Genomic DNA, 26,770 nt, shown 5'->3' on the forward strand with positions numbered 1-26,770 from the left:
CTTCTGACTGGGGTTAGGTTAACGCCTAAAGGCTCTACTTGTTACCGCTCAAAGTATTCAAGTAGAGTCTAATTTTTTGCATTCGAATCCATCATCCAATTTACGCCTCTATCGTATGTGTCCACTGCGGCACAAAATTCTGGGAAAGATAGCTCACCAGATTCTTATCACCATAAAAACGAATCTGACCACCTTGGCTATAAGCCAAGGCTGATTGATCAACTTGCAGCCCTGACATCCGGGCTTTAGCTGCCAACTGGCTTAATAGATTTGCATTATCGGTGCTAGAACCAGAACTGCATCGCGCATCAAATACTGCAAAGTTGATCCAGCCACCAGATGTAGAACGCTCACGTAAATGAGCTAAATTTATCTTCATACTAAAGTACTCTGACCTACTATTGAAAAAGGCTTTGGCACGAGGTCTTAAGCACCAAAGCCTTGAAAAAGTAATCTAAAGTAATCTACTGGCACGCTTCGCAGTCTGGATCAAGCAACGAACACGCCTTAGGCGCTTCCGAGCCTACCGATACCAGATTTGCCGCTCGCTTAATCCCCGCCACGCTATCCGCCGCCGAAGAATCATCCGAGCTGGTTTTTTCCGCGCCCGTAGCTCCCAGAGTACGCAGGTAATAGGTGGTTTTCAGCCCACGTACCCACGCCAGCTTGTAGAGGTTATCCAACTTCGTACCATTTGGCTCTTTCATGTACAGGTTGAGCGATTGGCCTTGGTCGATCCATTTCTGGCGGCGGCTGGCGGCCTCAACCAACCAGCGGGCGTCGATTTCAAACGCGGTGGCATACTTAGCCTTGAGGGCATCGGGCACACGGTCGAGCGGTTGCAAGGAACCGTCGAAGTATTTGAGGTCGTTGATCATGACTTCATCCCACATATCCAGCGCTTTCAAATCTTGCACCAGATACGGGTTGATGACGGTAAATTCGCCCGACAGATTGGATTTAACAAACAGGTTTTGGTAAGTCGGTTCGATGGATTGCGACACGCCGCAGATATTGGAAATAGTCGCGGTCGGGGCAATCGCCATCACGTTGGAATTGCGCATCCCTTGTGTTTTGACTTGATTGCGCAGTGTGTCCCAGTCCAGCGTTTGGGTGTGGTCGACGACGAAGTATTCGCCGCGCTCTTCGCCCAGCAGTTCCAGCGAGTCGATCGGCAGAATGCCTTTGCTCCACAACGAGCCGTTGTAGCTCGGGTATTTACCGCGTTCTGCCGCGAGATTACTGGAGGCACGAATGGCGAAATACGACACGGCCTCCATGCTTTGGTCGGCGAATTCCACCGCTTCAGTCGTCGCGTAGGCTAGGTTCATTTTGTACAGTGCGTCTTGGAAGCCCATGATGCCCATGCCGACCGGACGGTGGCGCAGGTTGGATTTCCGCGCTTGTGGCACGCTGTAGTAGTTGTAGTCGATAACGTTATCCAGCATCCGCATCGCGGTGGTGACGGTGCGCTCCAGCTTCGTCACATCGAGCTTGCCGTCAGTAACGTGCGCGGTCAGGTTGACCGAGCCAAGGTTGCAGTTATGTACCACTAAACCATTCGCCAAGAAATTGTGATCTTCTGCTAAAGCTAAATCAAAAACAGGCTTAATACCTTTCGACACGATACTAACAACAGCACTATGCTGAAAAGCGGCTTTAGTAGAAAGCCTCTGCAAACTATCGACCAATTTAACATGTTTGATTGGCGTTAAACTAAAACCAATAAATTTGGCAAAATTCAAAATAGACTCAGCGCCCTTAATTTCATATTGCCCCTGCCAACGGCCTTCCCGCCCACCCACTTCACAACCACGAATACGCCCATGTATACCGAATGGCTTCAGCAGTAACTGCACATCACGCAACAAATCAATACTGGCAGAAGATAGTGAAACGGTCACGCCACCTTTAACTTTACGCTCATCGGTCATAACACAACCATCCGCCGAAAATAAGCCGGACAGAAAACTAGCAATTTGGTTCGGCTCGGCTACTTTAATCGGAGAACCAATGTATTTAGCACCGCCTTTTGCGCGTACAAAACCGAAACGTTGCTCTACATAACGAATAAAACCTTCCCGTTGACTATGCCAATTCACTACACCGTTTGGCTGGGTATAAGGTCTGGGTACATATCCGTGAGGGGTGTTATTACCTAATTCAGAAGCCTGATGCCACTTATTGATAATAGGTAAGACAAATTGCTGTGCTTCTTGCTCATGGGGGCCGAAACAGACACCGTAACTGCTAGACATCCAGCCATCCCCCAACATCCAACCGGCTGCGGTGAAATCAGTATCCTGCTGACCCAACTCAGCATAAACAGGCTCAGTCGTTGGGCAAGCAATAAAATCGCCCGCCTGTAATTCCTTCAATTTTTTCCACTGATAGGTTTTTGGCTTATCATGATCGACTGGCATTTGTACCAAGAAAGGATGCTCTTCTGTCGCCTCAATCACAATGCCGCTTTTGGTCACTAATTCATAAACCAGCTTCTCACCCTGAACTAACAAACGTGCTTGTAAAAAGCGGGATTGCCGTTGAAGTTTTCCATCAAAAGGAACAAACACTTCGCGTCCATCACAATCCTCAATTGGCATCTGTCCATCGCGGGTTAAAACTTGTGTACCCGCTGGAAAACAAACGGCAATTTCATCGTCAGTCGTATGCAGCATTATTTCTGTGCATAAATTAGAGCTATGGACAACCCCTGTATGTTTGTTACTGTAACGGATATTGCAGGGATCTTTAAAAGTAATCCAAGGATGTCCTGTTTCAAAAATCATCCCCAACATTTTACGCCATAACTGCAAGGCAGGCAGTTTGCGGAATAACTTGATTTCGCCGCATTCAGTTTTAGCTTCGTATTCTTTGTAACGTGCTTCAAATGCTTTCCCCGTTAAATCATGCAGATCGGGGGCTTCATCTGGTGAAAACAATGTCCAATCCGCCTCTGCTGCTACCCGCTTCATAAACAAATCGGGAATCCAGTTCGCACTATTCATGTCATGAGTACGACGGCGCTCATCCCCAGTATTTTTACGCAGCTCAAGAAAATCTTCGATGTCGATATGCCAGGTTTCGAGGTAGGCACAAACAGCACCGCGCCTTTTTCCGCCTTGATTCACTGCTACCGCCGTATCATTCGCCACCTTCAAAAACGGCACGACCCCTTGCGACTTACCATTCGTGCCCTTGATATGCGCACCCATGCCGCGTACCCGTGACCAGTCATTACCCAAACCACCTGCGTATTTTGACAGCAAAGCATTATCTTTAATCGCGTCGTAAATCCCTTCCAGATTATCGCCAATCGTGGTCAGGTAGCACGAGGACAACTGCGGGCGCAACGTGCCAGAGTTGAACAGCGTCGGTGTGCTGCTCATGAAGTCGAAGCTGGACAACAGGTTGTAAAACTCAATCGCTCGGTCTTCGCGCTCGACTTCGTTAATCGCCAAACCCATCGCCACGCGCATGAAGAACACCTGCGGCAACTCAAAACGCACGCCATCATGATGCAGGAAATAGCGGTCATACAAGGTTTGCAAACCAAGGTAAGTGAACTGCAAATCGCGTTCCGGCTTAATCGCCGCCCCCAGCCTCACCAGGTCGTAACGCCCCAAATCATCCGCCAAACGTTCGACTTCCACCCCGATTTTGATGGTTTTTTTCAAAACTTCCGGGTAAAGCGCAATCATTTCATGTTGGGTCGCTTCAGTATGCTGGCCCTCAAGGAAGCTCAACGCTTCACGGCGCAAGCTATCCATCAACATCCGCGCAGCAGCCTGGGAATAATTCGGCTCGCGGTCAATCATCACACGGGTACTAATCACCAGAGCCGTCGCCACTTCTTTTTCGGAAATGCCATCGTACAGATTGCGCATGGTTGCGGTCATCACCTGTTCGGCGCTGACACCCTCCAAGCCATCCATCGCTTCTGCGACGATTTTGCGCAAGCGGTCTTCATCCAGTGGTTTCAAATCGCCGGAAGCCATTTTGACGTGGATAACATTCTCGGCTTTCTTGCCTTTTTTCTTATTCTTGGCATCCTTTTCAGCACGCAAACGGGCGCGTTCTGCACGGTATAGCACGTAACTCCGGGCTACTTTGTGTTCGCCTGCCCGCATCAAAGCAAGCTCGACTTGATCCTGAATATCCTCAATATGTACCATGCCACCTTCCGGGGTGCGACGCAGCAAGGCATCCACCACCTGCTCAGCCAACTTACCAACACTATCGTGGATGCGAGCAGATCCCGAAGCATTACTGCCCTCCACATCTAAAAATGCCTTAGTCATGGCAACCTGTATTTTGCTGCCATCGAAGTCTGTTACCTGACCATTACGGCGAATAACTTTACATTTTGAGGTGATTTTGAAGGTGACGGCAGCTTGCATTAACAATCCTTAATTAATATCGGTTTATTTTGAGCAAACACTATAGGATGTGCCTTATAGGATGGTCAAGCACAAGATATGGTCGAAATACCCGCCATTTCTGCTTGCTTTTTTCGATGATTTTACAAAACAGTGACTTGCCTGCATCCACTTGCGTCGTTTTTGCGTACAATCTTCTATGCCAGTTTTACTGAGCGTAAAACAACATTTTTACTCCAAGGAGATTGAGATTATGAAAACAAGTACATCCCTGAAACTCGCTTTAGGTACAACTTTAGCAACCGCTTTGACATTAGGTGCAACGGTCGCGACGGCTGAAAACCCGTTTGCTGCCAACACCCTCAGCAACGGCTACATGCAACTGGCAGAAAACAAAGCGGGCGGTGAAATGAAATGCGGCGCTGGCATGTGTGGTGCCAACATGAAAAAAGCTGACGGTGCAGCAGGTGAAGACATGCCTTGCCCGGCTGACGCTGACAAAGACAACATCGTCACCAAAGAAGAATTCATGGCTCACCATGAGAAAATGTTCACTGAAGCCGATGCCGACAAAAATGGCTCGCTTGATGCTGCTGAACGCAAAGCGCTGCACCGCAAAATGGGTGAAGGCAAATGTGGCGGCAAAGAAGCCAAGTGCGGTGGTGCAAAAGCTGACGACGCAGCTAAGCCAGCCGATGCTGCCGCCGTAGCCCCTGCTGCTGCTGCGACTACACCGGAAGCAACGACTCCGGCAGCAGCGACTCCGGCAGCAGCGACTCCGGCAGCAGCGACTCCGGCAGCAACGACTCCGGCAGCAGCGACTCCGGCAGCAACGACTCCGGCAGCAGCGACTCCGGCAGCAACGACTCCGGCAGCAACGACTCCGGCAGCAGCGACTCCGGCAGCAGCGACTCCGGCAGCAGCGACTCCGGCAGCAACGACTCCGGCAGCAGCGACTCCGGCAGCAGCGACTCCGGCAGCAGCGACTCCGGCAGCAACGACTCCGGCTACAACTGAAGAAAATAAATAAGCCATGCACAGCCCTGACTTACACGGGGCAGGCTTAGGTTTCCGGCGCGACCATCTGATCGCGCTGGAACAACAAGTCCCCGACTGCATTGATTTCTTTGAAATCGCCCCGGAAAACTGGATAGGCACTGACCCCGATAGCGCCAAACGCCTGCGGGCTTTCAGTGAACGCTTCCCGTTTGTCGTCCATGGGCTTTCCCTATCATTGGGTGGTTTAACCCCGCTGAATCTGGCATTTTTGCACGATCTCAAGCGCTTCATGCACGAACATCAGGTTCCGCTGTATACCGAACACCTGTCGTGGTGCTCTGACCACGGGCAATTGTACGACCTGTTACCCATCCCGTTTACGCAAGACGCTATTCAGCACACTGTCGCCCGCATCCGCCAGACGCAAGATGTACTGGGGCAACAAATCGCCATTGAAAACGCTTCGTTTTACCTGCAAGCCCCCATCAACGAGATGGACGAAGCCACCTTCATCAATAGCGTGCTAGAAGAAGCCGACTGCTTGCTGCATCTCGACGTGAACAACGTCTACGTCAACAGCGTCAACCACGCTTACGACCCTTACGCATTCTTACGCAAACTGCCCAAGGAACGGGTGGTTTATATACACACCGCCGGGCATTACCAGCAAGAAGCAAACCTGCTGATTGATACCCACGGCGCACCCGTCATCGACCCGGTGTGGGAATTACTGGACTTCACCTACGCCGAATTCGGGGTATTCCCCACCCTGCTGGAGCGCGATTACCACATCCCGCCGCTGGAAGAATTGCTGCCGGAAATCGAGCACATCACCCGCTTGCAACGGAAACACGCCGCATGAATGCCACCGAACAGTACCAACGCAGCTTTGCTGCCCACTTGCGCAACCCCGAGCTGAATCCGCCGCCACAAGGCGTGAATGCCGAACGTGCCGGGGTGTATGTGGAATTGCTGTTCAACAATGTGGAAGACTTCCTCAGTAGCTGCTTTCCGGTGGTACGCAGCCTTCTTGACGACACGCAATGGAACGGCTTGGTACGGCAGTTTTACGCGGAACATGCCTGTACTACGCCGTATTTCCGCGAGATTTCGGCAGAATTTGTGGAATGGCTCACTTCGGCTTCGCTCAGTGACCGATCGAGCGCGTTCGCTGAGCGCAGTCGAAGCGTGCCGTTTCTACTGGAATTGGCGCATTACGAGTGGGTGGAGATTCCGTTGACACTGGATAATAGCGTGATCGACTGGAGCACTATCGACCCGGAAGGCGACTTGCTGGAAGGCATTCCCGCACTAAACCCGGTGATGGTGCTGCAAAGCTATCAGTACCCAGTACACCGCATTAGCGCGGAAAACCAGCCGACTGAGCCGGAACCTACCCACCTGATCGTCTTGCGCGACCAGCAGAATACAATCCAGTTTGTTACGCTGAATCCCGCGACTGCCCGGCTGGTACAACTGTTGCAGGAAAAGCTGAGCGCCCGCGAGGCCATTTTCCAGCTTGCCGAAGAAATGCAGCACCCTGAGCCTGAGCAACTTTTGGCATTTGGACAGCAAATTCTTGCACAACTCAAAACCCAAGATGTTGTGCTGGGCGTATTCAGAAATTAATCAATTACGTTCAACGTTCAGTAAATGTATTCCCTCCCTATTCTGTTTTGCTGCTTGATTGCTGAACTTTATGGTATATTTTTTATCCATACATATTATTTATTGGGGTTAAGGGGAGATTAGAGATGGATACAGTTGGCTTGGCGCTGAATTTGGCACATCGGATAGCAACGCAAAGAGACCACATCAAAACAGAAGAGGCCACCAAGACAGCTCTGATACTGCCGTTTATCAAATTGCTGGGATACGATCTTTTCAACCCTGAAGAAGTGATACCAGAATTCACAGCCGACGTAGGTATAAAGAAAGGAGAGAAAGTCGATTATGCCATCAAAAAGGATGGCGTGATCGTCATGCTAATCGAATGCAAATGCTTGGGATCTGATCTTAGCAAAGAACACGCCTCCCAATTGTTCCGCTACTTCACGGTGACAGATTCTCGGCTTGGTGTACTAACCGATGGGGCAATCTACCGATTTTATTCCGACCTTGAACAGTCAAACAAGATGGACTCGCGCCCATTCTTTGAATTTGACCTGCGTAACTTTCGGGAAACCGAAGTCGAAGAGCTGAAAAAATTCTCCAAAGAATCCTTCTCGCTTAGCAATATTCTTGCGACAGCCAGCAGCTTGAAATACTTGCGGGCGGCCAAACGCATCATCACAGATGAGATAGCTGACCCCAGTATCGACTTTATCAAGTTCGTCGCCTCAAAAGTCCATGATGGGCGGATGACTGCGCCCGCTCTTGAAATGTTCAAGCCGATCATCCACGCCGCCTGCCAACAGTTTCTAGACGAAAAAATGGATGAATGCCGGAAAGACACACTGACCACACCAGACAAAACTGAGCCATTGCTTGGGGTAGACACACTGCAAACCGAGCACCAACCAAGCACTAAAGGTTGGATCGTAACGACAGCAGAAGAGATTGAAGGTCACCAAATTGTAAAAGCAATCGTGCGCCAAGCAGTCGATGCCAGCCGCGTAACCATGCGTGATACCCAAAGCTATTGTGGGGTATTACTGGACGACAACAACCGCAAGCCAATTTGCCGACTCTACTTCAATAATTCCCAGAAATACTTGGCTGTGTTTGATAAAAAACAAGAGCAACGCATCCCCATTAAGAACTTGGACGAAATATACCAACACGCAGACCGGATGCTGACAACAGTCAAAGGTTATGAAGCTTAAAAAGCCCTCATGATTGCGATGGGCAACCAACGTAAATTAAGCGGCAAATATGGAAAAATAATGGAGATTGCCCAATAAGCAATTTCGCCTTCTATCAGCAAATACGTGCCAGTATCGGTAACTTCTATGCTTACTGATCAATGGAATGTGCTATCTAGAGAGTACATTCCTTATTGAAGGCATTGCCCCCTATGCATATCACTTCGCAACTTCCCGCCCTACTCATTGTTTTGGCTGTGTTAAGCCTGCTCAACGGCTGCACGGCAATTCCCCCAGCCAAGGAAACCGAAACCCAAAGCGTTCAAGAAGTCGCCAAAGAGGCCATGAACTCCACGGGTAAACTCAGCAAGGAACAGGTTGATGCCCTGATCCGCGCTAACGCCGCCTGCCGACCATGACGACAAGCCCTGATACCATGCAGACACTTGCTACCTTTTTAATCAGTTGGTGGGTCAGACCTAAGAAACCCGGTACAATCCCTCATTCCGCCATTATTGCGTGAACTGAGTGGCTGTTAGGAGGAGTGCTTATGTTGAAAGGAATGACTTCCCAGCGTTTGCTGGCGCTGTTCGCGGCGGGCGTGGTGCTGTTTAATTTTCCGCTGCTGATGTTGTGGGATCATGAAGTGCAAGTCTGGGGTATCCCGCTGTTTCCGCTCGGCTTGTTTGTGGTGTGGGCAGCCCTGATCGCGGCGTTGGCGTGGGTGATGGAAACGAGGGAGGGCTAGCCGATGGTAGCACCTGCGCTGGTGGTTGGCGTGACCTTGGCTTATTTACTGATCCTGTTTGCGGTGGCTTATTTTGGTGATAAGCGGGCGGAAGCGGGGCGTTCGGTGATTGCCAGCCCGTGGGTGTATGCGCTGTCGATGGCGGTGTATTGCACGGCGTGGACATATTTCGGTAGCGTCGGGCGGGCGGCGAATGCCGGGGTGTGGTTTCTGCCGATTTATCTGGGGCCGATGTTGGCGATGATTCTGGCGTGGCTGGTGGTGCGCAAGATGATCCGTATTGCCAAGACTTACCGGATTACCTCCATTGCGGACTTTGTGGCGAGCCGTTACGGGAAAAGCCCGTTGCTGGCGGGGCTGGTGACGCTGATTACCGTGGTGGGGATCGTGCCGTACATCGCGCTGCAATTGAAGGCGATTGCCAGCGGCTATGCCGTGCTGACCTTACCGGTGGGGCAGTCGATGGCAACACCGGCGGACTGGTGGGCGGATGGGGTGTTGTACATGGCCTTGGCGCTGGCGGGTTTTACGATTGTGTTTGGCACGCGCCATCTGGATAGCAGCGAACGTCACGAGGGCATGGTGGCGGCAATTGCCTTTGAGTCGGTGGTGAAATTGCTGGCGTTTTTGCTGGTGGGGGCGTTTGTTACCTACGGCATGTTTGGCGGCATGGGCGATATTTTCAGCCAAGCCTTGGCGCAAGATAATCTGAAATATTTGTTGGCGTTTGATCAGGGGCAGCCGTTTGCCTATTCGCAGTGGTTTACGTTGACGCTGCTGGCGATGTTGTCGGTGGTGTTTTTACCGCGCCAGTTTCAGGTGATGGTGGTGGAAAATGTGGATGAGCGCCATCTGCGGCGGGCGGTATGGGTATTTCCGCTGTATTTGTTGCTGATCAATATTTTTGTGCTGCCGATTGCCTTGGGGGGCTTGCTGTATTTCGGGGTGGACACGGTTGACCCGGAAACCTTTGTGTTGTCGTTGCCCTTGGCGCAGGGGCATAACTGGCTGGCGCTGGTGGCGTTTGTGGGTGGCGTTTCCGCTGCCACCGGCATGGTGGTGGTGGAGGCAATTGCGGTGTCAACGATGGTGTGCAATGACTTGGTGATGCCTTTGCTGTTACGTACCCGGCGGTTTGGGGAACGTTCCGGGGGGGATTTGACCGGCTTGTTGCTGGGGATTCGCCGTACCGCGATTGTGCTGATTTTGTTGCTGGGCTATGTGTATTTTCATTTGGCGGGCAATACTTACGCGCTGGTCAGCATTGGTTTGATCAGTTTTGCGGCGGTGGCGCAGTTTGCTCCGGCGGTATTGGGCGGCATGTATTGGAAAGGCGGTACGCGCAACGGGGCATTGGCGGGTTTGCTGGCGGGCTTTGTGTTGTGGACGTATACGCTAATGTTGCCGTCGTTGGCGAAGTCGGGCTGGGTGTCGGCGGATTTCTTAGAGTATGGCCCGTTGGGGATTGCTTGGTTGAAACCGGAAGCGTTCCTGGGGCTGGTGGGGATGGATAACTTGAGCCATGCTCTGTTCTGGAGTTTGTTTGCCAATATAAGCGCGTATGTGTGGGTATCGTTGTGGCAACGCCCGGCCGCGCGGGAAGCTAGCCAAGCCTTGCTGTTTGTGGATGTGTTCCAGCGTACCTCTGTGGCGCACCCGGTGTTCTGGCAGGGGCAGGCGAAAGTCACCGATTTGTTGCACCTGACCGGGCGTTTTCTAGGGGAGGCGAAGACGGAACGCTTGTTTGCCGATTATGCCCAGCAAGTCGGTGTATATGATATAGGGCAAATACCCGCTGATGCGAAACTGGTACACTTTGTCGAGACGCAGTTAACGGGTGCGATTGGCAGCGCGTCGGCGCGGGTCATGGTGGCTTCCGTGGTGGAAGAGGAGGCGCTGGAGCTGGATGATGTGATGCGTATTCTGGAAGAGGCTTCGGAGTTGCGGGTTGCGCTCGAAAAGCTTAAAAGTCTGGATCATTTGAAAGATGATTTCATGTCATCCGTGACCCATGAATTGCGTACCCCGCTGACCTCGATCCGCGCCCTGACCGAGATGATGCAGGATGACCCTGAGATGGAGCTGGAGCAACGCCAGCAATTTCTGGGAATTGTGGTGGCAGAAACCGAACGCCTCAGCCGTCTGGTTAATCAGGTGCTGGACATGGCCAAGATCGAAGCGGGTCATGCCGAATGGCACAACAGCGACGTGGACATGCGCGAGATAGTGCAACAGGCAGTCAACAGCGTGGCGGGAACCTGCCGGGAACGTGGCATTGCCTTGCAGACCGAGCTGCCGCCACAGCTTGCGCCCTTACGTGCCGATGCGGATCGGCTGGTGCAAGTGGTACTGAACTTGCTGTCGAATGCCATCAAGTTTGTGCCCGAAGGCAGCGGCAAAATTGATGTGCGGGTGCGGGATAGCGCCGCCGGTGTTACTGTCGAGGTGCAGGATAATGGCATGGGCATTGCCCCGGACAAGCACGCGCAGGTGTTTGAAAAATTCCGGCAAGTGGAAAATGCTGCCGGTTCCCAACAGGGAACGGGGCTGGGTTTGCCCATTAGCCGCCAGATTGTTGAGCATTTTGGCGGGCGTATGTGGCTGGCGTCGCAAGCAGGAAGAGGAGCCTGCTTCAGCTTTTTCTTGCCGAGGTAATTATATGGAGAGAGGAGAATTAGAATGACTAAAACTGTACTGATTGCAGATGACGAACCCAACATCCTGATTTCGCTGGAATACTTGATGAAGCGCGAGGGCTACCGCGTACTATTGGCGCATGATGGGCAAGAAGCGTGCGACCTGATTGCCAGCGAGCACCCCGATATGGTGCTGCTGGACGTGATGATGCCGAAAAAGACCGGCTTTGAGGTGTGCCATGCCATCCGCGCCGATGAAACCTTCAAGGCCATGCCTATCCTGTTGCTGACCGCCAAGGGGCGCGATACCGATGTCGCCAAAGGTCTGGCAATGGGGGCGAATGATTACATGATCAAGCCGTTTTCCACCAAAGAGTTGGCGCAAAAAGTGCGTGAATGGCTGGAGAGTGCAGCATGAGGCGCGTGGATTGGCGGGTGGTGATGGGTGTCGCCGGTATTGGGGCGATTTGTCTGGTGTGGTTGCTGGCAACCGGCGGCTTGATCTGGTCAACGCTGGATGAGGCGGGGCGCACCATCCTCAAAGACACGCTGGGTGAACGCATCATGCTGTTGCTGCTGATGTGGGCAGTGTCGCTGCTGGCAGTGGGTGCAGCCTTGCGCTGGATGGTGTCGTATTTCATGACAGCCCCGGCACGCTTGGCAGAACAGGCGCAAGTGTTGCTGGGTACAAACGTTAAGCGCCAGTTGGAACCGACCGGCAGTGCCGAAAACCGCCGCTTGACCGACTTGTTTAACCAGTTGGTGCAACAACGCGAAGCCTTGCGGGAAGAAATGGATGTACGGGTTGCCGAGGCTGCTCGTAATACCGAACAGGAAAAAAACCGCCTCGCCGCGCTGATGTCGGAACTCACCAAAAGCGTGGTGGTGTGCAATCTCGATGGGCGCATTTTGCTGTACAACAACCGGGCGCGGATGCAGTTTCGCAAGCTCTCGCAAGCACCCGGTGTGGCGGGCGGTGGCGAGTTGATCGGCTTGGGGCGTTCGGTTTACGGCGTGTTTGATCGTAAGTTGGTGGCGCACGCGCTGGAAAATATCCAGCACCGTTTGCAGCGTGGGGCAGCCGCGCCTTCCGCACAATTCATTACTACCACGCCGTCGGGGCAGTTGTTGCGGGCGCAAATGGCGCCGGTACGTGCCGTGCAGGAAGCTGATACCGCCGCTCCGGCGACAATGACGGGTTTCGTGTTGATGCTGGATAATATTACCCGCGAATTTGAAGCACAGGCGCGTCAGGATCATATCCTGCATACCCTGACCGAACGCAGCCGTGCCGCGCTGGGCAATATGCAGGCCGCGCTGGACGTGCTGGAATACCCCGATGTGGAACCCGAGATGCGTGAGCGCTTGCTGACGGTATTGCGGGAAGAAACGGGTGGGCTGGGCAACCGTTTGCGCGAACTCAAGTCTTCAGCGCTGGATAGCACGGTATTGCGTTGGCCGTTGGAAGACATGCTGGGCGCGGATTTGGTGGCCGCCGCCATCCGCCGCATTGAAGCCTTGGGTGGTTTGACGGCGGTGGAAGCCGGGGTCGATGATTCGCTGTGGCTGAAAGTGGAAAGCTTCTCGCTGTTGCAAGCTTTGTCCTACCTTGCGGAACGTTTGCGGCAAGAATGCGTGATCAGCACGGTGCAATTGCGCCTGAGCATGGGTACAGGCCGCGCCCAACTCGATTTGTGCTGGACGCCAAGCGCCGCCAAGCTGACCGATAAAGTCGTGCCGGGTTGGGAACATGATCCAATGCGTTCCGGGGGCGAAGATACCTCGCTGACGATTCAGGATGTGGTGGAACGTCACGGTGGCGCGTTCTGGTTTGAACGCGAGCCTGAGACGGGCACAACCTTTTTCCGCTTCCTGTTGCCGCTGGCAGCACCGCAAGAGCAACTCGATTCCGCCAGTCTGGTGCAGAATGAGAGCCGCCCGGAATATTACGATTTCGACCTGTTCCAACCATCCGCGCAAAGCCGTTCTTTGGAAGACAGCCGTTTGAGCGAGTTGTCGTTCACGGTGTTTGATACGGAAACCACCGGGCTTGACCCGGCCAATGGTGATGAAATCATCCAGATTGCAGCGGTGCGGATTGTGAATGGCAAGCTGTTGCGCAATGAGAATTTTGACCAACTGGTTGACCCGAAACGTAATATTCCAGCGATTACCATCCCGATTCACGGGATTACGCCGGAAATGGTGCACGGGCAGCCGACGATCGACAAGGTTTTGCCTGCTTTCCATCAGTTTGCGCAAGACACGGTGCTGGTGGCACACAATGCCGCGTTTGATATGCGTTGCTTGCAGGTGAAGGAAAAAGTCACCGGCTTGGTGTTCGATCATCCGGTGATGGATACGCTGCTATTGTCGGCGGTAGTGCACCCCAATCAGGAATCGCATCGGCTGGAGGCGATTACTGAACGTTTCAATATCAACATTCTGGGGCGGCATACGGCGCTGGGGGATGCAATGGCGACGGCGGAAGTGTTTATGCACTTGATCCCGTTATTAGAGGAAATGGGTATTTATACGCTGGGGCAGGCGCGGGAAGCCGCCCAGAAAACCTATTATGCGCGTTTGAAATATTAGGGTTGACCTTGACTTGGATTCAGCTTAGCTTATCTGATTAATTAAATTTTAGAGCGGAACCAAGATGGCACGTATTACAGTTGAAGATTGTCTGGGTCATGTCGAGAACAATTTTGCACTGGTGTTGAAAGCGGCGAAACGCGCCCGTGACATTTCTCACGGCGCTCAACCGCTGGTGGCGGAGGAAGGCGACAAGCCAACCGTCATCGCCCTGCGCGAAATTGCCGAAGGCTTGTTAGACCAGAAGCCGGTGGTGATTGCCACCACTACAATCGACGATTAATACCAACTAAAGAATACCCGCCTGGCAGTTACCCTTCGCGGGTATTTTTTTGAGGTTGCTTATACAGCTTGACCTGATTCGCTCAGTGAGGATGTTATATGTCAGATGACAATTCATACCTTGGGCCAGCTCCCGATGAGCACGGGCAGGAATCCCACAACATGGGGGATGGCCTCCATGAGTCCGGCGAATCCAGTGCGTTCGACGTGGCAGATGTGCGGTCAGAGGTATCTGCTGAACCCCCGGAGTTACTACCTAAACCCAAAACCCTGAACGGTGTTTTTCGTGCCAACGATTTAATGCAGTTGGTCGAGCGTTATATGGACCCGACAGACACTGGCAAGGTTTACGCGGCCTTTTTGCTGGCGGCGGAAAAGCACGAAGACCAAATGCGTGCTGATAAAACAACCCCCTACATTACCCACCCGTTGGAAGTCGCCCATACCCTCGCTTTGTGGTATTTGGATGTGGATACCATTTGTGCGGCGTTGTTACACGATGTTCCCGAAGATACCGACTTCACCAATGAAGAGGTTGTTGCCCATTTTGGCGCTACGGTGGGTCATCTGGTTGAGGGTGTCACCAAACTCAAACGTAACGATAAACTGCCGACCAAGCAGGCGGTCACGATTGCCAGTTATCACAAGATGATGCAGGCCATGACCGAGGATTTTCGGGTGGTGCTGGTCAAATTGGCTGACCGTTTACACAATATGCAAACGCTGGGTAATGTGTCGCCAGACAAGCGGCGGCGGATAGCACAGGAAACGTCCACGACCTATGTGTCGTTGGCGCGGCGTATGGGGATGAACATTATCCGCCGTGAATTGCAGTGGCTGTCTTTTCAGGGCTTATACCCGTGGCGTAGCAATATTCTGAAGCGGGCGCTGGATAGCTATCAGGCTGAAAACCGACAAAAGCACGCGCAAATTTTCAATAGTGTTGCCGATGCGCTGGCAGTCAGCATTCACAGTAGCAGCGTATTGATGTGGGAAAAAAACCTGTTTCGGGTGTATGAGCAGTCGCGCCGCAAAAAGCTGCCTATCCGCCAACAATGTGATGTGCTGGAACTCAGTGTGCAAGTGGCTGATCGGGAAGATTGCTATCGGGCACTGGGCATTATCCATCGTTTGTTCAAGCCGCGACTGGGTATGGTCAGGGACTTTATTGCTGCCCCCAGAGCGCATGGTTTTCAGTCATTGCAGACGACTGTAACCGCCTCCAATGAGCAGGTGGTGCGATTCCAGATTCAAACCCGCGATATGTATCAGGTCGCACAACTGGGCGTGGCGGCACACTGGAATCATGCTTCGGGGGTACATGCGTACACTCAAGGTGTGTTTGATGGCTGGATCGAGCAAATCAAAGCGTTTGACAGTCAGGCACAAAATGCCGATGAATTTTATGCCGCCATGCAGGGTGACATGTTCCAGACTGAAATTTATGCTTATACCCCGGAAGGGGATGTCAAAGAGCTGCCGCGTGGCGCAACGTTGGTCGACTTTGCTTACGCGGTACATACCGAATTGGGGCATCGCTGCAAAGCCGCCAAGGTGGATGGCGTGTTGCGTTGGTTAGGCGCGCGAGTGCCGAACAATATGGCAACGATTGAAATTATCACGGGCGACCAACCGAATCCTGACCCATCTTGGCTGGATTTCGTCAAGACCAGCAAGGCCATTTACGCGATCCGCAGTTGGCTGCGTCAGCATGATGTTGTGCCGGAAAGTAATGAAAATGGCTCGGGGCAAAAACTGTCAGTGGGTATCGTGGTTGAGGTGCGTGATGTGAAAGGCGTGTTGCGCCTGATCACCAAATGCCTGGATGGGCTGGATGTGAATATTGTTGACTTGAAGATCAGTGGCGAGGGGCGCATCCAGCAGGATGCCTTTACGCTTCAGGTAAATAATTTGGGGCATTTACAAGAGGTCATTCGTCAGCTAAAACGTATACCTAATGTATTGAATGTAAGCAAATCGACGAAATAAAGGATTTCCATGAACAAGACCATCATTTCTACGACTGACGCACCGCAAGCGATTGGCACTTATTCACAGGCCGTGCGGGTGGGTGACACGGTGTACCTTTCCGGGCAAATTCCGCTGGTTCCCGCCACTATGCAAATGGTCGAGGGTGATATTGCGGCACAAGTGCGTCAGGTTTTCGAGAATTTGGCGGCGGTGGCCAAGGCGGCGGGTGGTTCCCTGAATGATTGCGTGAAAGTGCATGTGTTCCTGACCGACTTAGTGAATTTCCCGGTGGTTAATCAGGTGATGAGCGAATTCTTTGCCGAACCTTATCCGGCGCGTGCTGCTATCGGTGTTGCGGCATTACCGCGTGGCGCACAAGTGGAAGTCGATGCCATTATGGTGTTGGGTTGAGTACGCCTGACGGGCAGGTTCCGTACAAGCTGGCTACGATTGATCTGGGTTCCAACAGTTTCCATATGATCGTGGTGCAGATTGACGCTTACGGGCAGGTCAATGTGCTGGATCGCTTGCGTGAAGCGGTGCGTCTGGGCGGTGGGCTGGATGCGAAAGGTAATTTGAGCAAGGAAGCGCAGCAGCGGGCGCTGGATTGCTTGCGGCGCTTTGGTGAACGCATCCGCGATTTTCCATCTGAAAATGTCGCGGCGGTCGGTACGAATACCCTGCGTCTGACCAAAAATTCTCGCGATTTTTTGCACCAGGCGGAATCAGCGTTGGGGCATCCGATTGCGGTGATCAGCGGGCGTGAAGAGGCGCGGCTGATTTACCTCGGCGTGGCGCACTCCCTCGCTAAAGACCAGCAGGGCAAGCGCTTTGTGATGGACATTGGGGGCGGCAGTACCGAGCTGATTATTGGGCAAGGTTTCGAGCCGCTGCATCTGGAAAGCTTGCGGATGGGTTGCGTCAGCAGCACACGGGCATTTTTCCCGGATGGCAAGCTGAACAAAGCCTGTTGGGACAAGGCGATTACCGCTGCCTTGCTGGAATTGCGCCCGATCAAGGCGGCTTACCGGACGATTGGCTGGGAGTCGGCGACGGGCGCTTCCGGCACTATCCGTGCGGTGAAAAAGGTGATCCAGCAGACCGGGCTTGCGCCTTACGGGATTACGCTGGAACACATGTACCAAGTGCGTGACATGATGATCGAGGCCGGGCACATCGACAAGCTCAAGCTGGCGGGGCTGAGCGATGAGCGCAAGCCGGTGTTTGCCGGTGGTTTGGCGGTGCTGATTGCGGTGTTTGAAGCGCTGAAAATTGACCGAATGTCGGTGTCGGATGGGGCATTACGCGAAGGGCTGGTATTTAATCGGTTGGAACGTTACCAGCATGATGACATTCGCGACAAGACGGTCAGCGTCTGGCAGCAACGCTTTCAGGTGGATCAGACGTATGCGGCGGCGGTACATGCGACGGCATTCAAGTTGTTCAACCGTTGCCGCGATGACTGGAAATTGCCGGGGCATTTGGTGGAATTGCTGGGCTGGGCGGCCGATTTACACGAGTTGGGGCTGGCTGTTTCGCATTCCAGCTACCATAAGCATGGCGGCTATTTGCTGGAATATGCTGATTTTCCGGGGTTTTCCAATGAGGAACAGCGTTGGTTGAGCGTATTGGTGCGCACCCATCGCCAGAAAATTTCCGCCAAACTGTTCAATTTGCTGGACTCAGAAGATTACCAGAATGCGCTGTATTTGAGCGTATTGTTGCGGCTGGCGGTGTTGTTGCACCGTTCGCACAAGGATATTGCCCCGCCGATTGATCGCATCAAGTTAGGCAAGAATTACATTGAATTACGCTTTCTGGATGATGTCAAAGCCGAGAAGCCCTTGCTAATGGCGGATCTGGAACGCGAGCAGGCGTTTTTGAAAGCAGTGAAGGTGGAGTTGGTGTTTTAGAGGGTATAAAACCTAATCCAACCTATCCAAGACAATCCATTTTGGATAGATTCTAAAAAGATCAGTGGTAGTGGATCATGACAGGGGAAAAAATAAGTGTTTCAATGCCTGAGCCTGAAGCCGTCCCAGCAGTGAAAATGAAACGCTTGACGCTGGGTGTGTCGGAAGACCTGCACCGTAAAATTAAATCAGGCTGCGCTAACCATGGTGTAAAGATGGCGGATGAGATTCGCGTATTGCTGGAGGCTCATTTTAGCCAATGACCCGAAAACCAAAACGGGTGGTAAAACCACCACGAGCCACCACACTGCCGAAACGGGCAGTAAAACCACCAAAACAGTTAACCAAGCCATTGCCAGCTAAGGCCAAACCACGCCAGCAACGGAAGCCGAAGGCGGTTAAGGTGGACGAATTAGCGTTGTTGGATCGTGTGCTGGACTATCTGGGCAACTACATCTTGATCGTGCTGGTATCTGCTGCTGTAGTGGGGTTGGCTTACTTGTTCACACTAATCCCGTAGGCTATCGTTTGACTGTCCGCTGAACGGCTGCTATTTTTTGCTACATTTTAGTACAAATCACCGTTACTTTTGTTTATACTCTGTCGCTGATTGTGATTTTCATGAGGCAAGTTTGCCCTTAATTGCTTGCCACTTTGGGTGTCCTCAACATTGTTGTGGATGCTCTTTTTATTGTTACGGGCATGATGGCTACAGCCCCACTACCACAAAAACCTGCTCTGATGATACAAACGAATGTCGTTACTTGCCCCCGTTGCAGGGCAACTGCCCGCCATACTTACCCCAGTTGGTGGAAACGCTTGTTTTCAAGCGGAATGGGGCTCTACCACTGCTCTGCTTGTGCGCATCGTTTCTGGACTTATCGATAAGCCTTGAAAACGGCCTGTCCTATCCACTTTCAAAATGAAAGCGTAGAGGTGTGGATAGACCAAACCCTCATGGAGCTATTGGCTTCACTGTTAGGCGAACGCCCCGGCACGGATGCTGCTAAGTTCGCTACCCGCCGTTGGTTAGGCAAAGCAGTACGCAAACGCTTTGGGCATATACTGCAACCGGGTCAACCTGTGGAGGAGTGGGCGCGGATTTGCCTGCTGGATGCGGTGATTGCAGGGAAGGGGCTGTAGCCATTAAGCACAAATAGCCTCAATACCTCTTGCTTTATTTTCTGTTAAAAATAAGTCACACAGAGTAGCCCTCCTGGTAGAAACGGCTTGGAGAAACAGGTGAACACTTGATCAGGTTGCGCGGCAAACCCCGTCCTTCAGGTCGGGGAGGATAGCGCGGGTGGCGAAGCCGCCCGATGTTCGGTAGTTTTGTCGGATAATCCGCGCAGTTTAACGCAGAATACCCACTCAAACCGCTCTTGTTTAGCTACACTCCGAAGATGCAACGACACCAAGCCTTCAAATACGAACTCATGCCCAATGGTGAGACGCAGCGTCATCTGCGCCGTTATGCGGGTTCGTGTCGCTTCGTGTACAACAGGGCGTTAGCGTTGCAGCAAGCCAACCATGAAGCGGGTGAAAAATTCATCGGTTACGTCGCAATGGCCAAGCACCTGACAGCATGGCGCAACGGTGTGGAAACCCCGTGGCTGAAAGATTCCCCTGTCCATCCCCTGCAACACACGCTCAAAGATCTCGACAAGGCTTACCAAAACTTTTTCGCCAAACGTGCCGACTTCCCCCGTTTCAAGCGCAAGGGCAGTGGTGACAGTTTCCGTTACCCTGACCTCAAACAAATCAAGCTCGACCAAAGCAATGGCCGCATTTTCCTACCCAAACTCGGCTGGATACGCTACCGCAACAGCCGCGATGTGCTGGGAGAACTGCGCAATGTCACGGTTTCCAGCAAGGGCAGCCAATGGTTTGTCAGCATCCAAACTCAGCGCGAAGTGGAATTGCCAGCCACACCCGCAACCACTGCTATCGGTATTGACCTTGGGATAGCGCGTTTTGCGACGCTCTCCGATGGCACATGGATGGAATCGCGTAACAGCTTCAAGAGCAAACAAGCCAAACTCGCCAAATACCAACGGCGCATGGCGCACAAACAAAAGTTCAGCAACAACTGGAAAAAAGCCCAAGCCAACGTCCAAAAAATTCACACGCAAATCGCCACCGCCCGCCGCGATTTCCTGCACAAGGCGACGACCACGCTCAGCCAAAACCACGCGTTCGTGTTCATCGAAGATTTGCAGGTACGGAATATGTCGAAGTCAGCGGCAGGCACAGCGGAAAACCCCGGCAAGAACGTTGCCCAGAAATCTGGCTTAAACAAAGCCATTCTCGACCAAGGCTGGGGTGAATTTCGACGGCAACTTGACTACAAGCTGGCATGGAAAGGCGGGATGTTGTTTGCCGTGCCGCCGCATTATACCAGTCAAGAATGCCCAGAATGCGATCATGTGTCGGCAGATAACCGCCAGACGCAAGCCAAGTTTGTGTGCGTGAAATGCCACTATGAAAATCATGCCGATCATGTCGGCGCGATCAATATCAAAGAGCGGGGATACCGCTTGTTAGCCTGTGGAGATGCGGCCTTAAGCCGCTCGATGAAGCAGGAACCCACCGAAGTCAGTCAGCTATCTAGCTGAATGCAGTAGGAATCCCCTTCCTTTAGGGAGGGGAGGATGTCAAGACCACTTCCCCTTTTTCACCTGAGCATTGGATGCCAGGCTCTTTTGCCCGGTGTTCACTAGGCTGGCTCTGCTGAAAACATTCACAATTTTTATTTACAGTTGCTTGAAACTGCTTTAGTGTAGTTTACCATCTGTTTGATAAAAATAATATTAGAGGGGAAAGTTGGATGGATGATGTTATGTTGCGGCTGATGGCGGATGAGATTGCTGCCTTGTTATGTAAATATTTGCCTGAGGGAAAAAATGTGGCACTGCGGGGGGATTCTGTCAGCATGAAAAGCAAGACTTGTACTCAAGTGTTCGCGTTCACGCCAGAACAAGGCGGGGTGTTTTCGGTGAGTGCGGAGCTGGTGCGTCCACCGCCTGTACCGGGCAGCCTGAACCTGAAGTGCGTGACCTCTAATTGACACCCTCCTTGAAGCGGGGAAAATCGGCACGCTGGGCAAAGAAGTTTTTGTACGCTTTTTCCAAATCCTTCTCAGCAGCTCATGCTGCTACTGATAGAAAACAATACAGGCTGGATCATGATGTCAACGCACTGGCACAGATTTGGAGCTAAAGTCGCCCAACTGCTCCATAAACACCGTGGCATAAGACCCCGGCGGCAGCTCAAAGGAAAGCTGCACGGTTTCCGCATCCAGCACCTCAAAGCCGACCTCACCCACCTTGATACGCAAGGCACGGCGTTCCTGCTTCAAACCCTGCTTTTCCAACCCCGCACAGAACACCGGGAACAACGCTGTTTGCGCAGCTTCCAATTCGCGGGCTTGCGCTTGGGTATCCAGCTCGCCCCGCCCCCACAATGCGCCGGTGGGGTGAATATCCAGCGCATCCAAACGCGGCTGAATGGTGGCATCCGCCACATCATCGGCAAACCACGCATTACCACCCTCGAACATAAACACATCACCCGGCAGACGCTGATTCCACGTCCCCGTTCTCACCCGCTCCGCCAGAATGTAGTTAAACATCCACGAACGCGCCGCCGACAAGTAAAGGCTACGCTGGGTACGCTGCTTGGGAGCGATGCCTTCCGCAAACCACCGTTCCGCCTTGCGCAAATTGCCAAAGTTGTGCCCGAAACGCTGTTCGCCGTAATAGTTGGGAATCCCCTGCTGGCTGATTTGCTGGCAAAGGGCAGCCGCTTCGGCAAAATCGCCAGTGCAATGACGCAAAGTCAGGCTAAAATGGTTGCCACTGAGCGCACCCCGGCGCAGTTTCTTGTCGTGGCGCGACTGGGCGAGGATTTCAATTTCAGGCGGTAAGGCGGCAAAGTCCGGGTCATCCCTGCCCGGCAGTTGCAGGCTAAACCACTGGGTTGTGACCGCATGGCGATCTTTCAACCCAGCGTAACTCACATCCTTGCCCGAAATACCGGCACAACGGGCAAGCTGATTACCTACCCAATCGGTGTTTGCGCCCGTTTTGCGCACTTGCAACCACAAGTGTTCGCCTTCGCCGGAAAGCGCGAAGTCCATTTGCTCATCCACGATAAAATCAGCGGGCAAGACGCGAAAATGCCCAGTCAAGGGCGCGGGGTAGGCTGTCGGAAAGCCTGAAGTGTCGTATGGGGTTTGATTCATCTGGGAACTATACCAGCCAGAGGGTGAGGCTTAACAGTAGCCCGTGCAAGATCATGCTGGCGATGGTCATTTTAATCGCCGGTTCCAGCAAAGCGGGTTCAGCGGCATGGGCACGCAGGCTAAGCCCCGCTTTGAACGCCAGCACCAACGGTAACAGGCTCAGCAAAGACCACAATGGCAACAGGGCGGTACTCACCAGCAACAGCACAATGCTGGCCGCCAACGCCACCGATACCAAATACACCAACGGCGCTTGCCCGACACCCAGACGCACCACCCAATGGTGTTTACCGCTCGCGGCATCGGATTCGCGGTCAGGAAACTGGTTGATGAACAGGATATTCATCACCAACAAGGCAGCAGGCACACTGATCAGCACCGGGTACATTGCCACTTCCCCGGTTTGCACCAACCATGCCCCCAGCGGGGTGAGGATGCCAAACCCTAAGGCCACGGCAGGTTCCCCCAATCCCCGGCTGTTCAGGCGCAATGGCGGGGCGGAATATCCCCATCCCAATAGCACACCCGCCACACCGACCCACAACAAATCCGGGCTACGCATCCATGCCAAGCCAATCCCCAGCAACATCGCCACCGCCAACAGCAACGCACCGAACACCAGCATTTCCCCGGCGCTCAACACCCCGTTCTGGATAAAGCGGCTGCCCCCGGTAAAAGGAAACACCCGCTGGGTATTACAACCATCCGTACCATTGGCATCGTCGTAGTAATCATTGAGGACATTCACCCCGCCATGCACCAAAGCCGTCGCCAGCAAGGTCAACAGCAGCAGTAAGAGGTTGATTTTCCCGCCTTGATGGGCGACTACTGCCACCCCGATCAGCACAGGAATCAGGCTGGCCGCGAGGAAAGCAGGGCGGGTTGCCAGCCAGTAACGTAACAAGGGATTGCTCAAGCGTATCAGGTCAGGTTCTTGTGTCATTAGTTTTAAATATCCAATTTTGTCGACAAAGTAATAATTTTTACACCAAAACATTGCCATTCTTAGCAAGAATTGTCTACAATCAGTCAATGTGCAAATTAAGTGCGCATTCATGTACAAGTCGCTAGAGGAACACCTCATCGGTGAAGCGGCTTGAGTTGTCGATGAATTGGAGGAGATTGTAAATGAAAAAGTTAAGCTACGTTCTAGGTACTGCACTGGTGGCTTTCAGCCTGAATGTTTTCGCTGCTGACGCTGCTGCCCCAGCAATGGGCACTGAAGCAGAAGCGCAAGCCATGAGTGAAAAAGCCATGACCGAAGTCGATACCAATGGCGAAGCAGCCTTTGAGACCTTCGCGAAAGCGGATGGCGGCTACCAAGACAAAGACCTGTACGTATTCTGCATGGATCTGGAAGGCAAAATGCTGTCCCATCCGAAAAAACCAGAACTGGTTGGTCAAAACCTGCTAGATTTCGACAAATATGGCGACAAACTGTTTGAGAAAATGGTCGAGACTGCTAAATCTGACGAAGGCAAAGGCTGGGTTGAATACAAGTGGCCTTACCCTGTTACTGAAGAACTGAAAGCCAAGAAAAGCTACGTGATCAAAAACACTAAAGGCTTCTTCTGTGGCGTTGGCGCGTATGCGGCTGAAGCAGCAGCGGCTCCTGCGGCTGAAGCACCTGCTGCCAAGTAATAACATTTACTCAATCTGATAATTGGGTTACAGCGCGTTACGCCTGTAACCCTTTTTTTTGGGGTGCAGTTATTTTCAGATGAGATTATCAAAATAGTTAGTATTTTAATATGCTCGCATTATTTATTAAGCAGACTCATTTGAATTTGCTATGTCAATACTATCAATGGATATTTCCAACTCATCATCCTGCTCTCGTGTTGCAAATAAACTGAGCGCAAAAGAATATTCTTTCTTATCTGACGAGGGAATTAAAATCTTTATTTCACTCTGATTAGACATTATATCTTCCTCTAGAAAAGCGATTACTTCCTGAGTAAAACATTCAATATTACTGAGAAATGTCATAAAGGCTTTTGCCGTATTTGATGTTTTATTTAGAGCATACCTAATAATTATGGAAGTTTCTTGAGATGGATTATCCATGGTAAAGCTATAAGTTGTGGTCTTATACGCAGAGAGCAATCCATTTTTCTTATTTAACTCAATACCAAAATCCCCAAACAACAAACTAATTGCCATTCCATTTGGCGCTATAGTTGCTACTGGAGGATGAAAGGATACACTCATTATGGGTGAGAGTACTGGAAAAAGTGGTTTTACTTCCTCGTTCATGTGATTTCTCCTAATGTTATTGCTGTTTGATGGGGTGTATATAGCAACAATTACTCACTTATTTACACTTAAGAAACTCTGCTGATGACAGCCATTTATTGTCATAACCAGGTAAAATATATAACTTGGGCGTTGTGCCACAATAAGCATTACATCGGCTTTTAAGCTCATCGAAAAAAATCTTATAGAAACCATTGAAAACATTTTCTTCTATAATTTTACTAAAAATGTAAGTAAATGCGCCATTTTCTGTACTCTCATGAAGACCTAAACCACAATATTTCATAGAATCTTTCGTTTCCTCATCATCTTGACATGCTGACAAAAGAACAATAGTTCCTCTATTGTCCGAATGATTACCGCCATTAGTATCACAATGAAAACTCTTATGCCACTCCAAGTTTCGTGATAAAAAATCATTTACAAAGTCCTCACTTAGCTGCCTTGATCCTTCTTGTACAAGTGGAGAAATACGAGTTACAGTACCACTATGACAACTATCAGAGATAATAATAATTTTAGCTCCCTTGCTACTAATCAACCTCAAATAATAATAAATTTCATCATCTATAATAGGCTTATCATACAACGCCCAACATTCATCCCGACCGTCTGCTTCTGAATCTAATGCACAGGTATTTGGCAAAGAAAACCCATGCCCAGCAAAAGTTAGTAAAAACACATCACCCTGCCCCAAACCACCATTTTCCTTACTAACCTCTAGCAAATAAGAAATAAGATTTTTTTTAGATGCCAATTCATCTCCATTTCTCCTCGGAGAGGACAAAAACTTTGTTTTGAACCCTCGACTTTTTGCGATCAACCCCATTAGACGCATATCATTAATGCAATTATCTAAAGGCTTCTTGTGTCCATAAAATCTTTCATCTATAGCATTTACGCCTAAATGCAACGACCAACACTTACCCATAATCACTCCTTAATTCCATGATTCATTCTTTGGCTCTTCATTGTTAGAATCATTAGCTATCTCTTTGTTGCTGTCATCACCTCTTTTTTCCTCACTATTTTCATATTCAAGTACACTATTCAATGTCGCACTGTATGCTGTTAATGCCTTCTCTCCTACTGCCGTATCCACAGAAGAGTATTTTTTCATGCCGCCACCACCTTCTTGGAACTGAATAGTCAAGGTTTTATCAGAGAACATACCTGAACGTATCGGAGCAAAAGCGAACTGTCCTCCTTGTAAAAATGACTTGTAATACTCATGTATAACTTTATTAGATTTCAAAATCTGAATTTTAACAGGCACGGGGATTCTATAAGGAATTCCCTTCAAGGATTCAACGCTGTTGCTATCAATCGAATATACCACATTCAAATTAACTGGGCTAACTATCCTCAATGAGTGTGTACCATCCATTATATCACCTTCTGCCTCAAAATATTTATCGCCAACTTGATGAAAAACAAGAGACGATGGGTCAATAATTTCTGTCCTATCAACCGGAACATCCCCCCCTCTAGTCATTTTAGCGACATTAATAGCTAATTTAGTTAAATTAGTCAAAACCTCATTTGTTTTATCTTTCCATGTAAGATTAAAATCAGTCATAATGCCAGAATCACTAACCACAATTTCCATTTTTTCAGCATCTTTAAAAAAACCTCTGGCATCATCAGGATTTAATAAAAATTTCTGCTCTACATCAGGAATAACAGTCGTATTAACTGAAACAGACTTATCATTAACATCAACAACACTCTTGTCAAAGGTATTGTATTTTACTTCAACAAGGGTTTTTGGCAAATAAAATAAAATTCCTTCTTCTACTTCGCTGCTATCTTTGCCAATAGGTTTTACCTCTATTACTTTACTGCAAGAAGCAAGTAAACTAACAGAAGCCACAACCAAATATATTACTCTTAAATTAAAAATGGGTTTAATTCTCATCTTTCAACTCCAATAAAAATATCTAT

The 26,770-nt window shown here is 51.0% G+C and carries 26 protein-coding genes; 19 read left to right on the forward strand and 7 right to left on the reverse strand.

Translation table 11 applies throughout. The features are described from left to right. Window positions 1–100: 100 nt before the first annotated feature. A complete protein-coding gene (locus J9253_RS14930) occupies window positions 101–379 on the reverse strand; it encodes a hypothetical protein (protein ID WP_210221708.1) in 279 nt (92 codons plus the stop codon). Between the two features lie 85 nt (window positions 380–464). Then, on the reverse strand, window positions 465–4,400 hold the full coding sequence (locus tag J9253_RS14935) for a ribonucleoside-diphosphate reductase subunit alpha (protein WP_210221709.1): 3,936 nt from the start codon (window positions 4,398–4,400) through the stop codon (window positions 465–467). 232 nt (window positions 4,401–4,632) lie between these two features. On the opposite strand from J9253_RS14935, the gene J9253_RS14940 reads away from it, so the two are divergent. From J9253_RS14940 to J9253_RS15025, 18 genes are all read left to right on the forward strand, one after another. After that, window positions 4,633–5,409 carry a hypothetical protein gene (locus tag J9253_RS14940; protein ID WP_210221710.1) on the forward strand — a complete coding sequence of 259 codons (777 nt, stop codon included), beginning with the start codon at window positions 4,633–4,635 and terminating at the stop codon, window positions 5,407–5,409. 3 nt (window positions 5,410–5,412) lie between these two features. Next, window positions 5,413–6,240, forward strand: coding sequence for an HvfB family MNIO-type RiPP peptide maturase (locus J9253_RS14945; protein ID WP_210221711.1), 828 nt, complete (start codon window positions 5,413–5,415; stop codon window positions 6,238–6,240). Continuing rightward, the gene (locus J9253_RS14950) at window positions 6,237–7,007 is read left to right on the forward strand and encodes an HvfC family RiPP maturation protein (RefSeq protein WP_210221712.1); all 771 of its coding nucleotides are present in this window, start codon (window positions 6,237–6,239) and stop codon (window positions 7,005–7,007) included. The genes J9253_RS14945 and J9253_RS14950 overlap by 4 nt, the downstream gene beginning before the upstream one ends. Window positions 7,008–7,132: 125 nt before the next feature. After that, window positions 7,133–8,203 carry a type I restriction endonuclease gene (locus J9253_RS14955; protein WP_210221713.1) on the forward strand — a complete coding sequence of 357 codons (1,071 nt, stop codon included), beginning with the start codon at window positions 7,133–7,135 and terminating at the stop codon, window positions 8,201–8,203. Window positions 8,204–8,394: 191 nt separating this feature from the next. Next, window positions 8,395–8,601: a hypothetical protein gene (locus J9253_RS14960; protein ID WP_210221714.1), complete on the forward strand. Its 207-nt coding sequence runs from the start codon at window positions 8,395–8,397 to the stop codon at window positions 8,599–8,601. Between the two features lie 131 nt (window positions 8,602–8,732). After that, window positions 8,733–8,930 carry a hypothetical protein gene (locus tag J9253_RS14965; RefSeq protein WP_028489332.1) on the forward strand — a complete coding sequence of 66 codons (198 nt, stop codon included), beginning with the start codon at window positions 8,733–8,735 and terminating at the stop codon, window positions 8,928–8,930. A gap of 3 nt (window positions 8,931–8,933) precedes the next feature. After that, window positions 8,934–11,585: a sensor histidine kinase gene (locus tag J9253_RS14970; protein WP_210221715.1), complete on the forward strand. Its 2,652-nt coding sequence runs from the start codon at window positions 8,934–8,936 to the stop codon at window positions 11,583–11,585. 24 nt (window positions 11,586–11,609) lie between these two features. Then, window positions 11,610–11,984, forward strand: coding sequence for a response regulator transcription factor (locus tag J9253_RS14975; RefSeq protein ID WP_210221716.1), 375 nt, complete (start codon window positions 11,610–11,612; stop codon window positions 11,982–11,984). Further along, window positions 11,981–14,161 (forward strand): 3'-5' exonuclease, encoded by a 2,181-nt coding sequence (locus tag J9253_RS14980; RefSeq protein ID WP_210221717.1) that lies wholly within the window; start codon window positions 11,981–11,983, stop codon window positions 14,159–14,161. The genes J9253_RS14975 and J9253_RS14980 overlap by 4 nt, the downstream gene beginning before the upstream one ends. A gap of 64 nt (window positions 14,162–14,225) precedes the next feature. Beyond that, window positions 14,226–14,444 (forward strand): DNA-directed RNA polymerase subunit omega, encoded by a 219-nt coding sequence (gene rpoZ, locus J9253_RS14985; RefSeq protein ID WP_210221718.1) that lies wholly within the window; start codon window positions 14,226–14,228, stop codon window positions 14,442–14,444. 98 nt (window positions 14,445–14,542) lie between these two features. Continuing rightward, window positions 14,543–16,432, forward strand: a complete 1,890-nt coding sequence (locus tag J9253_RS14990; RefSeq protein WP_210221719.1) for a RelA/SpoT family protein — start codon at window positions 14,543–14,545, stop codon at window positions 16,430–16,432. A 9-nt stretch (window positions 16,433–16,441) separates the two neighbouring features. Continuing rightward, window positions 16,442–16,825: a RidA family protein gene (locus J9253_RS14995; RefSeq protein ID WP_210221720.1), complete on the forward strand. Its 384-nt coding sequence runs from the start codon at window positions 16,442–16,444 to the stop codon at window positions 16,823–16,825. Next, window positions 16,822–18,327: an exopolyphosphatase gene (gene ppx, locus J9253_RS15000; protein WP_228291396.1), complete on the forward strand. Its 1,506-nt coding sequence runs from the start codon at window positions 16,822–16,824 to the stop codon at window positions 18,325–18,327. Before J9253_RS14995 ends, ppx begins: the two co-directional genes overlap by 4 nt. A gap of 104 nt (window positions 18,328–18,431) precedes the next feature. Next, window positions 18,432–18,590, forward strand: coding sequence for a plasmid partition protein ParG (locus J9253_RS15005; protein WP_210221721.1), 159 nt, complete (start codon window positions 18,432–18,434; stop codon window positions 18,588–18,590). Next, window positions 18,587–18,847 (forward strand): hypothetical protein, encoded by a 261-nt coding sequence (locus J9253_RS15010; protein ID WP_210221722.1) that lies wholly within the window; start codon window positions 18,587–18,589, stop codon window positions 18,845–18,847. Before J9253_RS15005 ends, J9253_RS15010 begins: the two co-directional genes overlap by 4 nt. 416 nt (window positions 18,848–19,263) lie before the next feature. Beyond that, a complete protein-coding gene (locus tag J9253_RS15015) occupies window positions 19,264–19,470 on the forward strand; it encodes a hypothetical protein (RefSeq protein WP_210221723.1) in 207 nt (68 codons plus the stop codon). Window positions 19,471–19,730: 260 nt separating this feature from the next. After that, entirely contained in the window at window positions 19,731–20,942 is a 1,212-nt protein-coding gene (locus J9253_RS15020) for an RNA-guided endonuclease InsQ/TnpB family protein (RefSeq protein ID WP_210221724.1), read from the forward strand. A 212-nt stretch (window positions 20,943–21,154) separates the two neighbouring features. Next, window positions 21,155–21,394, forward strand: a complete 240-nt coding sequence (locus J9253_RS15025) for a hypothetical protein (RefSeq protein WP_210221725.1) — start codon at window positions 21,155–21,157, stop codon at window positions 21,392–21,394. A gap of 123 nt (window positions 21,395–21,517) precedes the next feature. Here J9253_RS15025 and truD read toward each other — a convergent pair whose 3' ends face one another. Both truD and J9253_RS15035 read right to left on the reverse strand, forming a co-directional pair. Continuing rightward, on the reverse strand, window positions 21,518–22,570 hold the full coding sequence (gene truD / locus J9253_RS15030) for a tRNA pseudouridine(13) synthase TruD (protein ID WP_210221726.1): 1,053 nt from the start codon (window positions 22,568–22,570) through the stop codon (window positions 21,518–21,520). 7 nt (window positions 22,571–22,577) lie between these two features. Then, a complete protein-coding gene (locus tag J9253_RS15035) occupies window positions 22,578–23,513 on the reverse strand; it encodes a prenyltransferase (protein ID WP_210221727.1) in 936 nt (311 codons plus the stop codon). Between the two features lie 185 nt (window positions 23,514–23,698). Here J9253_RS15035 and J9253_RS15040 point away from each other — a divergent pair, with 185 nt between their 5' ends. Continuing rightward, on the forward strand, window positions 23,699–24,211 hold the full coding sequence (locus J9253_RS15040; RefSeq protein ID WP_210221728.1) for a cache domain-containing protein: 513 nt from the start codon (window positions 23,699–23,701) through the stop codon (window positions 24,209–24,211). Between the two features lie 126 nt (window positions 24,212–24,337). Here J9253_RS15040 and J9253_RS15045 read toward each other — a convergent pair whose 3' ends face one another. The 3 genes from J9253_RS15045 to J9253_RS15055 are packed head-to-tail and all read right to left on the reverse strand — an operon-like array spanning window position 24,338 to window position 26,744. Further along, window positions 24,338–24,826, reverse strand: a complete 489-nt coding sequence (locus J9253_RS15045; RefSeq protein ID WP_210221729.1) for a hypothetical protein — start codon at window positions 24,824–24,826, stop codon at window positions 24,338–24,340. A 58-nt stretch (window positions 24,827–24,884) separates the two neighbouring features. Beyond that, window positions 24,885–25,757: a caspase family protein gene (locus J9253_RS15050; RefSeq protein WP_210221730.1), complete on the reverse strand. Its 873-nt coding sequence runs from the start codon at window positions 25,755–25,757 to the stop codon at window positions 24,885–24,887. A gap of 9 nt (window positions 25,758–25,766) precedes the next feature. Further along, on the reverse strand, window positions 25,767–26,744 hold the full coding sequence (locus J9253_RS15055) for a hypothetical protein (RefSeq protein WP_210221731.1): 978 nt from the start codon (window positions 26,742–26,744) through the stop codon (window positions 25,767–25,769). Between the last annotated feature and the right edge of the window lie 26 nt (window positions 26,745–26,770).

Origin of the sequence: Thiothrix litoralis, assembly GCF_017901135.1 — a bacterium.
Classification (GTDB): domain Bacteria; phylum Pseudomonadota; class Gammaproteobacteria; order Thiotrichales; family Thiotrichaceae; genus Thiothrix; species Thiothrix litoralis.